Annotated in this window: 10 protein-coding genes; 5 read left to right on the top strand and 5 right to left on the bottom strand. The window is 67.4% G+C overall.

The features are described from left to right. Positions 1-148 precede the first annotated feature (148 nt). From VDQ18_RS20160 to VDQ18_RS20150, 3 genes are read right to left on the bottom strand one after another with little or no spacing between them, the layout of a single operon-like run. Positions 149-922 carry an ABC transporter permease gene (locus VDQ18_RS20160; protein ID WP_323022691.1) on the bottom strand — a complete coding sequence of 258 codons (774 nt, stop codon included), beginning with the start codon at positions 920-922 and terminating at the stop codon, positions 149-151. Further along, on the bottom strand, positions 919-1,668 hold the full coding sequence (locus VDQ18_RS20155) for an ABC transporter permease subunit (protein ID WP_323022690.1): 750 nt from the start codon (positions 1,666-1,668) through the stop codon (positions 919-921). The genes VDQ18_RS20160 and VDQ18_RS20155 overlap by 4 nt, the downstream gene beginning before the upstream one ends. A gap of 3 nt (positions 1,669-1,671) precedes the next feature. After that, entirely contained in the window at positions 1,672-2,436 is a 765-nt protein-coding gene (locus VDQ18_RS20150; RefSeq protein WP_323022689.1) for a transporter substrate-binding domain-containing protein, read from the bottom strand. Between the two features lie 110 nt (positions 2,437-2,546). On the opposite strand from VDQ18_RS20150, the gene VDQ18_RS20145 reads away from it, so the two are divergent. The 4 genes from VDQ18_RS20145 to VDQ18_RS20130 are packed head-to-tail and all read left to right on the top strand — an operon-like array spanning position 2,547 to position 6,769. After that, the gene (locus VDQ18_RS20145) at positions 2,547-3,416 is read left to right on the top strand and encodes a dimethylarginine dimethylaminohydrolase family protein (RefSeq protein WP_323022688.1); all 870 of its coding nucleotides are present in this window, start codon (positions 2,547-2,549) and stop codon (positions 3,414-3,416) included. After that, positions 3,413-4,039 (top strand): TetR/AcrR family transcriptional regulator, encoded by a 627-nt coding sequence (locus VDQ18_RS20140; protein ID WP_323022687.1) that lies wholly within the window; start codon positions 3,413-3,415, stop codon positions 4,037-4,039. The genes VDQ18_RS20145 and VDQ18_RS20140 overlap by 4 nt, the downstream gene beginning before the upstream one ends. A 1-nt stretch (position 4,040) precedes the next feature. Beyond that, positions 4,041-5,219: a pyridoxal phosphate-dependent aminotransferase gene (locus VDQ18_RS20135; protein ID WP_323022686.1), complete on the top strand. Its 1,179-nt coding sequence runs from the start codon at positions 4,041-4,043 to the stop codon at positions 5,217-5,219. Next, the gene (locus tag VDQ18_RS20130; protein WP_323022685.1) at positions 5,216-6,769 is read left to right on the top strand and encodes a 5-guanidino-2-oxopentanoate decarboxylase; all 1,554 of its coding nucleotides are present in this window, start codon (positions 5,216-5,218) and stop codon (positions 6,767-6,769) included. Before VDQ18_RS20135 ends, VDQ18_RS20130 begins: the two co-directional genes overlap by 4 nt. A gap of 107 nt (positions 6,770-6,876) precedes the next feature. On the opposite strand, the gene clpX is transcribed toward VDQ18_RS20130, so the two are convergent. Together clpX and VDQ18_RS20120 are read right to left on the bottom strand one after the other, a co-directional pair. Next, entirely contained in the window at positions 6,877-8,157 is a 1,281-nt protein-coding gene (gene clpX / locus VDQ18_RS20125) for an ATP-dependent Clp protease ATP-binding subunit ClpX (protein ID WP_107750410.1), read from the bottom strand. A 114-nt stretch (positions 8,158-8,271) separates the two neighbouring features. Beyond that, the gene (locus VDQ18_RS20120) at positions 8,272-8,898 is read right to left on the bottom strand and encodes an ATP-dependent Clp protease proteolytic subunit (protein ID WP_323022684.1); all 627 of its coding nucleotides are present in this window, start codon (positions 8,896-8,898) and stop codon (positions 8,272-8,274) included. Positions 8,899-9,099: 201 nt separating this feature from the next. On the opposite strand from VDQ18_RS20120, the gene VDQ18_RS20115 reads away from it, so the two are divergent. Further along, the coding region (locus VDQ18_RS20115) for a molybdopterin-dependent oxidoreductase (protein ID WP_323022692.1) at positions 9,100-11,653 on the top strand (2,554 nt) is incomplete at its 3' end.

The raw sequence follows: 11,653 nt of genomic DNA, 5'->3' as shown, positions 1-11,653 counted from the left end.
GGCTGAAGGTCTGGGGGCGGAGAGGTTTCGCCCTCGGTGCCTCGGGCGACCAAGGCGGGGGGCCAGCCCCCCGCACCCCCCGCTCAAGGGGGTTTTCCACCCCCTTGAGAAACCCCCGAGGATATTTGGGGAACAAAGATGCGCGCGGTCAGTGGCCGAGGCCGCGGGTGTAGCGCCTTTCGAGGGCGCGGAAGCCGAGCGCCAGCAGGCCGGCGATCGCCATATAGACCAGCGCCAGCAGGATCAGCGGTTCGTAGACGATGAACGTGTCCTGGCGCACTCGGCTGGCGACGGCATAAATCTCGATCACCGTGATCGTGGCGACGAGGGGCGTGGCCTTGAGCTGCAGCACCGTCTCGCCGCCCAGGGTCGGCAGGGCGCGGGCCAGCGCCTGCGGCAGCCAGATGCGGCGGAAGACGGCGAAGGGCGAGAAGCCATAGGCGCGCGCCGCCTCCAGCTGGCCGGGCGGCACGGCGCGGAAGGCGCCGCGCATCACCTCGCCCTCGTAGCCCGCATAGCTGAGGGACAGCGCAATCAGCGCATAGGGCCAGGCCTGACGCAGCAAGGGCCAGAGCTCGGATTGCCGGATCCAGGGGTATTGCGGGAAGAGCGAGCCGATGCCGTAATAGATCAGCCAGATCTGCAAAAGCAGCGGCGTGCCCCGGATCAGCGTGCAGAACCAGCGCGCGGGTGCGGCCAGCCAGCGCGGCCCCGCTGCCTGCGCCAGCCCCAGCGGCACCGCCAGCGCGAAGCCGATGACGACCGAGAGCACCAGCAGCCAGAGCGTCCGCCAGAGCCCCTGAACCCCCAGCTGCCAATAACGCGGGATCCAGTCCCAACGCAGCGCCCAGCCCGCCCAGAGCGCCAGCGCCAGCGCCAGCGCGATCAGCACCAGCCGATGGGGTCTGAGCCAGTCCCTCATGACCGGGCCTGCGCCTGCCCGCGGCGGAACTGGGTTTCGAGCCAGCCGAAGACCCGGCCCGAGACCAGCGTCATCATCAGGTACAGCGCCCCGGCCGCCAGGAAGAAGGTGAAATAGGCCCGGGTCGAGCCCGCCGCCTGCCGCGTCTCCAGCGTCAATTCACTGAAGCCGACCACGGCCAGCAGCGCGGTATCCTTGGTGGCGATGAGCCAGAGGTTCGACAGCCCCGGCAGCGCCAGCGGCAGCATCGCCGGAAAGGTCACCCGCCGGAAGGTCTGCACCCGGCTCATGCCATAGGCGCGCGCCGCCTCCAGCTGGCCGCGGGGCACCGCCTGGATGGCGCCGCGCAGCACCTCGGTCGCATAGGCGCCCTGGACGATGCCCAGAACGCCGATCCCGGCGGCAACGCCCGAAATTTCGACCGGGCGGCGGCCCAGAAGCGCCAGCACCTGATTCAGGAGGTCGGTACCCGCGTAATAGAGGAGAAGGATCAGGATCAGCTCCGGCACCGCCCGCACCACGGTCGTATAGACCGCCAAGAGGTCGCGCGTCACCGGCCCGCCGCCCAGCTTGCCGAGCGCGCCGAAGGTGCCGATCACCGCCCCCAGCCCGAAAGCCCCCAGCGCGATGATCAGCGAATTCAGCGCGCCCCGCAGCAGGCCGCCGCCCCAGCCGGGCGGCTGGGGCGACAGCAGGGGCAGCGTGGCCTCAAGCCCCGGCCAGACGGCATGAAGCCAGTCGAACACCCGTTACTGGCCGTAGATCGAGGTGGTGAAATAGCGCGCGGTGATCGCGTCATAGGTGCCATCGGCCAGGATCGCCTCGATCCCGCCGTTGATCGCCGCCAGAGTCGCGGCATCGTCCTTGCGCACCCCGGCGCCGATGCCGCTGCCCAGGATCGCCTCGTCCATCGGCACCGCGCCGAGATTCTCGCAACAGGCGCCCGCCTCCGATTCAAGGAACGGGTCCATGGCCAGACTGTCGGCCAGCGTGGCGTCGATCCGCCCGGCGGCGAGGTCCTGGTTGGCCTCGTCCTGGGTCTGATAGGTGCGGATCTCGGTCTCGCCCTCGAAATACTGCTGCGCGTAATCCTGGAACACGGTCGAGACCTGCACGCCCAGCACGTGCCCGGCCAGCCCCTCGGCCGTCGCGGTGATCCCCATGTCGCGCTGCGCCACCACCACCACAGGGGTGTTGTAATAGGGCTGGGAGAAGTCGATGGTCTGCGCGCGCTCTTCGGTGATGGTCATCGAGGCCATGATCACGTCGATCCGCCCCGAGGTGAGCGCCGGAATGATTCCGTCCCAGGCGGTGGGCGTGATCGCACAATCGAGCGACGAGGCGGCGCAGATCGCGTTGATGATGTCGATCTCCCAACCGACCCAATTGCCCGCCGCATCGGGCGCGGCGAAGGGCGGATAGGGTTCGGCGGCGATACCGATGCGCAGGGGATCGGCGAGCGCGGCACCGGCCATCAGGGCCAGCGCGGAGGCGGTCAGAACGAGGGTTTTCATCAGTCTCTCCTGTTGATGTGGCGCCGTTGGTCGCGCCTCTTGTTTGTCCTTGTAGAAGGCCAAGCCCTGAGTAATTATGCAAGCGTATAATTACTCAGCGAGTGTCCCTCATGCCTTTCGGTGCCGAAGACCGCACGAAACCTCTGGCCCGCGTGATGATGCGCGCGCCCGGCCCGGCGATGGCCGCGGCGGATCCGGCGCTCTGGCATTACGGCCCCGGGTTTGATGCTGCAAGGGCCGAAGTCCAGCACGCCGCCCTGTCGGCCATCGTCGCCGCTTCGGGCGCGGAAATCCACTGGATTCCGGCCCGCGACGACGGGCTGTCGGATGCGGTCTTCGTGCAGGACCCGTCCTTCGTGACCCGCGCAGGCGCGGTATTGCTGAACATGGGCAAGCCCCTGCGCCGCGCCGAGCCCGACCTGCACGAGGCCGCCTATGACGCGCTGGGGGTGCCGGTGATCGGCCGCCTGACGGGTGACGCCACGGTCGAATCGGGCGATTGCCTGTGGATCGACCCGCAGACGCTGGCCATCGGCCGGGGCGTGCGCAGCAATCAGGCGGGGATCGAGGCGGTGGCGGCGATCCTGGCCCCGCACGGCATCCGGGTGCAGGCCTATGACCTGCCCTATTGGACCGGGCCCGAGGCCTGCCTGCATCTGATGTCGCTGATCTCGCCGCTCGGGCCGAAGATGGCGCTGATCCATGCGCCGCTCCTGCCCTATGCGCTCTGGGCGGATCTCACGGCGCGCGGCTGGACCCTGCTGATGGCGCCCGAAGATGAATTCCTCGCCTCCAACGGCTTGTCGCTGAACGTGCTGATGCTGAAGCCGCAGGATGTGGTGATGGTCGATGGCTTCCCCAAGACCCGTGCACTGATGGAAGGCGCGGGCTGCCGGGTGCAGGTCTTCGAGGGCGACGCGCTGTGCATCGCTTGCGAGGGCGGGCCGACCTGCCTGACGCGCCCGGTTCTGCGGGCATGAACCAGCGCCGTCCGTTCCAGCGCGCGGGCGAGGAAGCCCGCCGCACCGCCTTGATCGAGGCGACGCTCGACCTGATTGCCGAGGGCGGGCCGCAGGCCGCCACCGTGCGGGCCATCGCGCTGAAGGCGGGCGTGACGCCGGGGCTGATCCGCCATTATTTCGCGACCAAGGAGGATCTGGTCGCCGCCGCGCATGAGACGCTGATGACCGGCCTGACCGAGGCCAGCGCCGCGCGGCTCGACGATCTGCCCGATGATCCGCTGGCCCGGCTGGCGGGTTTCGTCGCCAATGCCGTCTCGCCCCCGGTCACCGATCCCCGCGCCGTGTCGCTCTGGGCGGCCTCGATGCAGCTGGTGCCGCGCGATGCGGCGATGCGCAAGGTGCACGAGGAAACCTACCTCGGCTTCCGCAACCGGCTGCAACGGATGATCGCCGACGCGCTGGCTGCCGCCGGCCGGCGGGACGAGGATCCGCGGGCGCTGGCCATCGCCGGCAATGCGCTGCTGGACGGGCTCTGGATCGAAGCGGGCGCCCTGCCCGACCACTTCAAACCCGACGAAATGAAATCCATTGCGATCAAGGCCTTCTCGCGCCTTCTTGATCTGAAACTCCCCGAGGTCTGAGATGAGATATGCCCGTGTCACCGAACAGCTCGCCGGTCTCGGCTCGGACAAATGGGTGCTGAACGCCGCCGCCAGGAAGCGGATGAGCGAAGGGCACCGTGTCATCAACCTGACCATCGGCGAGCCCGATGTGCCAACCCCCGACAGCCTGATCGAATCCGCCTGCACCGCCATGCGCGACGGACGCACCGGCTATTCAAACGGTCGGGGCGAACCCGTGCTTCTGGACGCTTTGTCAAGGCGTTACACGACGCGGCTCAACCGGCCCTTCGGCCATGACCGCTTCCTCTGCCTGCCCGGCACCCAGACCTCGCTCTACCTGGTGTTCCGCACGATCTGCGAGCCGGGCTGCGAGGTGATCCTTGGCGACCCGATGTATGCGACCTATGAAGGGATCGTCCGTGCCTCGGGCGCTGTACCGGTGCCGGTGCAGTTGAAAGCCGAACACAACTTCCGCCTGCAAGCCGCTGATGTTGCTGCAGCAATCACGCCCGAAACCCGCGCCATCTTCCTCAACACCCCGCATAATCCGACCGGCGCCATCCTGCAACCGGCCGAGCTGCGCGCGCTGGGAGAACTGGCGCGTGACCATGACCTCTGGATCGTCTCGGACGAGGTCTACGGCGATCTCACCCATGACGGGCGCCCCTTCACCTCGGCCCTGGCCGAACCGGAGTTCGACGACCGCACGATCACCACCGCCTCGATCTCGAAAAGCCATGCGGCGCCCGGGTTCCGGTCGGGCTGGACCGTGGGCCCGGCCGAGTTCACCCTGCGCGCCCTGCCGCTGTCCGAGACGATGCTCTTCGGCTCGCAACCCTTCATCGCCGACATGACGGCCGAGGCCATCGGCAGCGCGCCGACACTGGCCCAGGGCATGGCCGCCCGCATGGCACGCCGCGCACAGATCCTGTTCGACCGGCTGGACGGTGTGGCCGGGCTGCGCGTGCACCGCCCCGAGGCCGGGATGTTCGCGCTGATCGACATCCGCGCGCTCTCGGACAATTCGCTGGCCTTCGCGCTGGAGCTCTTGGAGGCGACCGATGTGGCGATGATGCCGGGTGCCTCGTTCGGGGTGGCGCTGGAGGGTTGGCTGCGCGTCGCGCTCAATGCCTCGGACGCCGATACCGAGGAGGCTTGCGCCCGTATCGCTGCCTATGCCATGCAGAAGGCAGCATGAGCAATGTTGCACAAACCCTTGTCGACTGGCTGAAAATCGAGGGCGTCACGGTGATCTTCGGGATCCCGGGCGTCCACACGATCGAGTTGTATCGCGCGCTGGCGGGCTCCGGCATCCGCCACGTCACCCCGCGTCACGAGGCCTCGGCCGGGTTCATGGCCGATGGCTATGCCCGCGTCTCGGGCCATTTCGGCGTCGCGATGGTGATCACCGGCCCCGGTGTCACCAACATGATGACGCCGATGGCCCAGGCCCGGGCCGATTCCATCCCGATCCTGGTGATTTCCGGCGTCAACCGGCGCGAGACGCTGGGCAAGGGGCTGGGCTATCTGCACGAATTGCCCGACCAGCGCGCCGTGACCCGCGTGCTGGGCCCCGCCCTGCATCTGGAGGATCCGCAGGCCCTGCCCGGCCTTCTGGCCCATGCCGGGCGGGCGCTGACCACCGGGCGGCGCGGCCCGGTGCATGTGGAGATCCCGCTCGACCTGATGGCGGCCAAGGCCCCGCCCGCCGCGGCGCTGGCCACGCCCGTCGCCACCCTGCCCGACCCCGCCAAGGCCCGTGCGCGGTTGAGGCTGTCGAAACGGCCGGTGATCTTGGCCGGCGGCGGTTGCCGTCACGCCGGCGAGGAGCTGCGCGCCTTCGCCGAGGCGCTGAACGCGCCGGTGATCCTGACCACCAACGCCCGGGGGCTGATGCACAACCACCCGCTGGCGATCCCGGCCTCGCCCAGTCTGCAACCGATCCGCGAGCTGATCCGCGATTCCGACCAGCTGGTCGTCGCGGGCTCGGAACTGGGGCCGACCGATTGCGACATGTACGGGACGGGCACCTTCCCCGAACTCTCGGGCATGATCCGCATCGACATCGACGGCGCGCAGCTGGCCCGGCATTTCGCCGCCCTCACGCTGCAGGCCGATGTGGCGGCAATGCTGCCGAAACTGCATCCGGTGGCGCCTGCCGCCGACGGGCCCGAGCGTGCGGCGGCTGCGCGGCAGGCCGCCTTCGCCGCGCTCACCCCGGAATACCAGGACGAGGTGCGGCTGCTGCAATCCTTGCGCGACGCGGTGCCGGACGCGCTTTTCGTCGGCGATTCGACGCAGATCGCCTATGCCGGGAACCTCTATTACAGCCATGACCGCGCGGGCGGCTGGTTCAATGCCGCCACCGGCTATGGCGCGCTGGGCTATGGCATCGGCGCTGCCATCGGCGCGGCGCTGGCCGATCCCGGGGCGCGGGTGGTCTGCCTGACCGGGGACGGCGGGCTGATGTTCCACCCTGGCGACTTGCGCACCGCGCGGGACGAGAATATGGACGTGACCTTCGTCGTCTTCAACAACGAAGGCTATGGCGAGATCGCCCGCGCCATGAAGGATGCTGGCACCGAAGTGATCGGCTGCACCCCTTCGGCCCCCGACATGCGGGCGCTGGCCGAGGCGATGGGCCTGCCCTATGCCCGGGCGACCGACAGCGATCTGCCGATCATCGTTGCCAGTGGACAAGGTCCGCGGCTGGTCGAGGTCCGGCGCCGAAACGTCAGAGATTTCTGAGACTTGTCGACTGACGAAATTGTCAGTCCTTTGAATGTCTGACAGGCCAAAAGCCAAAGCCCCGCACCTTCCGGTACGGGGCTTCGTTCATTCAGAAGGCCGACAGCTCAGCCCGCGGAACCCGCGCTCTGCGGTTGTTTGCTGTCGGTGTAGATCAGCAGCGGCCGCGCACCCGAGGTGACGGATTCGTCGTTGACCACGACCTCTTCGACATTCTCCATGCCCGGCAGTTCGAACATGGTGTCGAGGAGGATATCCTCCATGATCGACCGCAGACCGCGAGCGCCGGTCTTGCGCTGGATCGCCCGCTTGGCGATGGAGCGCAGCGCGTCCTCGGTGAAGGTGAGGTCGGTGCCCTCGATCTCGAACAGGCGCTGGTACTGCTTGACCAGAGCGTTCTTCGGCTCGGTCAGGATCGTCACCAGCGCCGCCTCGTCGAGGTCGGTCAGCGTGGCGATCACCGGCAGACGGCCGACGAATTCCGGGATCAGGCCGAACTTCAGCAGATCTTCGGGCTCGAGCTGTTGCAGCGCCTCACCGACGGTGCGCTTCGATTCGTCCTTCACATCCGCGCCGAAACCGATCGCCGTGCCCTTGTTGCGCATGGAGATGATCTTTTCGAGACCCGCGAAGGCCCCGCCGCAGATGAAGAGGATGTTGGTCGTGTCCACCTGCAGGAATTCCTGCTGCGGATGCTTGCGCCCACCCTGCGGCGGCACGGAAGCCACGGTGCCTTCCATCAGCTTCAGCAGCGCTTGCTGCACCCCCTCGCCCGAGACGTCCCGGGTGATCGAGGGATTGTCGGACTTGCGGGTGATCTTGTCGACCTCGTCGATATAGACGATGCCGCGCTGCGCCCGCTCGACGTTGTATTCCGAGGCCTGCAGCAGCTTGAGGATGATGTTTTCCACATCCTCGCCCACGTAACCAGCTTCGGTCAGCGTGGTCGCATCGGCCATGGTGAAGGGCACGTCGAGGATCCGCGCCAGCGTCTGCGCCAGCAGCGTCTTGCCGCAGCCGGTGGGGCCGATCAGCAGGATGTTGGATTTCGACAATTCGATCTCGCCTGCCTTGCCGGATTTGCCGGAAAAGCCGAGACGCTTGTAATGGTTGTGCACCGCGACCGACAGAACCCGCTTTGCGCGTTCCTGGCCGATCACGTAATCGTCCAGCACCTTGCAGATATCGCGCGGCGTGGGCACGCCGTCGGCGGTCTTGAAGCCGGTGCCCTTGGTCTCCTCACGGATGATATCCATGCAGAGTTCGACGCATTCATCGCAGATGAAGACCGTGGGGCCGGCGATGAGCTTGCGCACCTCATGCTGGCTTTTGCCGCAGAAGGAGCAATACAGCGTGTTCTTGCTGTCGCTACCGGAGGAATGAGCCATTCGACACCTCGTGCTCGTCGTGGTTCCTGGCCTTCTGACGGGCCCTTGGGTCAAAACTAGGCCAGCCAGCGGGCAGGGACAATGCCAAATCGCATTCCTGCCCGCGGCCGTGGATCACTTCGCCTCGGCCGGGGTATCCCGGTTGACGAGGATTTCGTCGATCAGACCCCAGGCTTTCGCCTCTTCCGGGGTCATGAAATTGTCCCGCTCCAGCGCATCCTCGACCTTGCGGTAGGTGTTGCCGGTGTGGCGGACATAGATCTCGTTCAGGCGCTTTTTCAGCCGTTCGGTGTTGCGGGCGTGGATCATGATGTCCGTCGCCTGCCCCTGGAAGCCGCCCGAGGGCTGGTGCACCATGACCGAGCTGTTCGGCAGCGAGAAGCGCATGCCCTTCTCCCCGGCCGTCAGCAGCAGCGAGCCCATCGAGGCTGCCTGCCCGATCACCAACGTCGAGACCTTCGGCTTGATGTATTGCATCGTGTCATAGATCGACAGCCCCGAGGTCACCACGCCACCCGGCGAGTTGATGTACATCGAGATCTCTTTCGAGGGGTTCTCGGCCTCCAGATGCAGCAGCTGCGCCACGATCAGCGTGGCCATCCCGTCATGCACCGGACCGTTGACGAAGATCACCCGTTCCTTGAGGAGCCGCGAGAAGATGTCATAGGCACGCTCGCCCCGGCTGGTCTGTTCGACCACCATGGGAACGAGGTTCATGTAGGTTTCAATCGGATCGCGCATCGCTCGGGCCTCGCTCTGACGGGTATCTGCCACGGTAGGGGTCAATTCTTGCCCAAGACTTAGCCTTCCGATCCGACCCCCGCAAGGGCAGCACCCCCGGCTTTTTCGGGACCCCTCTCCGGCGGCCCCGGGGCGCTTGCCATGGACAAAGCGGGCATCATCCTGTTCGATCGGCCCAAGGCCCCCGCAAGCGAGGTACTGATGCAGCGCCAGCCCCGGCTCGACCTGTCGCCCCCCGTCTCGGACGAGATGCGCCAGACCACCTGCTACATGTGCGCCTGCCGCTGCGGGATCAACGTGCATCTGAAGGGGGGCGAGGTCGCCTATATCGAGGGCAACCGCGATCATCCGGTGAACAAGGGCGTGCTCTGCGCCAAGGGCTCGGCCGGGATCATGCAGCATCTCTCGCCCGCGCGGCTCAGGAAGCCGCTCAGGCGCACCGGCCCCCGCGGCTCGGGCCAGTTCCAGGAAATCGAGTGGGAGGAGGCGCTGTCGCTCGCCACCTCCTGGATGCAGCCCCTGCGCGATACCGCACCCGAGAAACTCGCCTTCTTCACCGGCCGCGACCAGTCGCAAAGCCTGACCGGCTGGTGGGCGCAGAGCTTCGGCACCCCGAATTACGCGGCCCATGGCGGGTTCTGTTCGGTCAACATGGCCGCCGCCGGGATCTACACAATGGGCGGCGCCTTCTGGGAATTCGGCCAGCCGGATTGGGAGCGGACCCGGCTCTTCATGCTCTTCGGCGTGGCCGAGGATCACGATTCGAACCCGATCAAGATGGGCATCGGCAAGCTGAAGGCCCGGGGCGGAAGGATGATCGCCGTGAACCCGATCCGCACCGGCTATAACGCCGTGGCCGACGATTGGCTGGCGATCACGCCCGGGACCGATGGCCTGCTGATCCTCGCCCTGATCCACGAGCTGTTCCGGCTGGGCAGGATCGACCTCGATTATCTCATGGCCTATACCAACGCGCCCTTCCTGGTGCAGGAATCGGGCGACGAGGCCGGGCTTTTCCTGCGCGACGCGACGGGCACGCCGCTGGTCCTGGACCGCCGGAGCGGCCAGCCTGCCCCCTGGGATGCGCCCGGCGTCCAACCCGACCCCGCCGCCGACTGGCAGGGACACAAGACGGTGCTGCGCCTGATGGCCGAGCGCTACCTCGACCCCGCCCACGCGCCCGAGGCCGTGGCCGACCGCTGCGGCATCCCCGCGACCCGCATCCGCGCCGTCGCCGCCGAACTCGCTCGCGTCGCCTTCGAGGAGGAGATCATTCTCAACCAGCCCTGGACCGATTTCCGCGGCCAGCGGCACGAGGTGATGAAGGGCCGCCCGGTCAGCTTCCACGCCATGCGCGGAATCTCGGCCCATTCCAACGGCTTCCAGACCTGCCGCGCCCTGCATGTGCTGCAAATCATCCTCGGCTTGGTCGAGACCCCGGGCGGCTACCGCTTCAAACCGCCCTACCCCAAGCCGGTCGAGGCCCATCCCCGCCCCCATGCTGGCGTGACGCCTGGCCAGCCGCTCGACGGCCCGCATCTGGGCTACCCGCTCGGCCCCGAACACCTGCTGCTCAATGACGATGGCAGCGCCAAGCGCATCGACAAGGCCTTCACCTGGGAGAACCCGCTCTCGGCCCATGGCCTCATGCACATGCTGATCTCGAACGCCCACGCGGGCGACCCCTACCGCATCGACACGCTGTTCCTCTACATGGCCAACATGGCCTGGAACTCGTCGATGAACACCTCCGAGACGATGCGGATGCTGACCGACACCGACGCGACCGGCGCCTATGTCATCCCGCATATCATCTACGCCGACAGCTATTCCTCCGAGATGGTCGCCTTCGCCGATCTGGTCCTGCCCGACACGACCTATCTGGAGCGCCACGATTGCATCTCGCTCCTCGACCGCCCGATCGGCGAGCCCGACAGCATGAACGACGCCATCCGCTGGCCGGTGGTCGAACCCGACCGCGACGTGAGGGGCTTTCAGTCGGTGCTGCTGGAGCTCGGCGCCCGGATGCGCCTGCCCGGCATGGTGAAGGAAGACGGCACGCCCAAGTACCGCGATTACGCCGATTACATGGTGAACCACGAACGCCGCCCAGGCGTCGGCCCGCTGGCCGGCTGGCGCGGCGACGGCACCGGCTCGGGCCGCGGCGCGCCGAACCCCGACCAACTGGCGCGCTACATCCAAAACGGTGGCTTTTACAGCGACCACATCCCGCAGAACGCCCGGTTCTTCAAACCCTGGAACGCCGCCTATCAGGACTGGGCCGTGGCGCGCGGCCTCTACGACAAGCCTGCGCCCTATCTCTTCGCCCTCTACAGCGAGCCGCTCGCCCGCTTCCAGCGCGCCGCCCGGGGCCTCGGCCCCCACCAGCCGCCCGAGCACCTGCGCCCGCAGCTGCAACAGGCCATGGACCCGCTGCCCGTCTGGTATCCGCCCCTCGGCGACAGCCTGAGTGACCCCGCCGAGTACCCCCTCCACGCCCTCACCCAGCGACCGGCGGCCATGTACCATTCCTGGGGCTCGCAGAACGCCTGGCTGCGCCAGATCCACGGGATGAACCCGCTCTACGTGCCGAAGAAACTCTGGGAAGAGCACGGCTTTCAGGACGGCGACTGGGCCTTCCTCTCCTCGCCCCATGGCCGCATCCGCATCCCCGTCGCCCGCATGGACGCGCTGAACGAACATACCGTCTGGACCTGGAACGCCATCGGCAAACGCCGCGGCGCCTGGGCGCTGG

The organism is Pararhodobacter sp., assembly GCF_034676075.1.
Lineage (GTDB): Bacteria > Pseudomonadota > Alphaproteobacteria > Rhodobacterales > Rhodobacteraceae > Pararhodobacter.
Note: the sequence above shows the minus strand (reverse complement) of the source record. Positions and strands in the feature narration are given on the sequence as shown.

What these genes read in the sequence shown, in the direction of transcription:
- VDQ18_RS20135 (WP_323022686.1), top strand. Translation starts at nt 4,041, where the DNA reads ATGAGATATGCCCGTGTCACCGAACAGCTCGCCGGTCTCGGCTCGGAC.
- VDQ18_RS20130 (WP_323022685.1), top strand. Translation starts at nt 5,216, where the DNA reads ATGAGCAATGTTGCACAAACCCTTGTCGACTGGCTGAAAATCGAGGGC.
- VDQ18_RS20150 (WP_323022689.1), bottom strand. Translation starts at nt 2,436, where the DNA reads ATGAAAACCCTCGTTCTGACCGCCTCCGCGCTGGCCCTGATGGCCGGT.
- VDQ18_RS20160 (WP_323022691.1), bottom strand. Translation starts at nt 922, where the DNA reads ATGAGGGACTGGCTCAGACCCCATCGGCTGGTGCTGATCGCGCTGGCG.
- VDQ18_RS20145 (WP_323022688.1), top strand. Translation starts at nt 2,547, where the DNA reads ATGCCTTTCGGTGCCGAAGACCGCACGAAACCTCTGGCCCGCGTGATG.
- clpX (WP_107750410.1), bottom strand. Translation starts at nt 8,157, where the DNA reads ATGGCTCATTCCTCCGGTAGCGACAGCAAGAACACGCTGTATTGCTCC.
- VDQ18_RS20120 (WP_323022684.1), bottom strand. Translation starts at nt 8,898, where the DNA reads ATGCGCGATCCGATTGAAACCTACATGAACCTCGTTCCCATGGTGGTC.
- VDQ18_RS20140 (WP_323022687.1), top strand. Translation starts at nt 3,413, where the DNA reads ATGAACCAGCGCCGTCCGTTCCAGCGCGCGGGCGAGGAAGCCCGCCGC.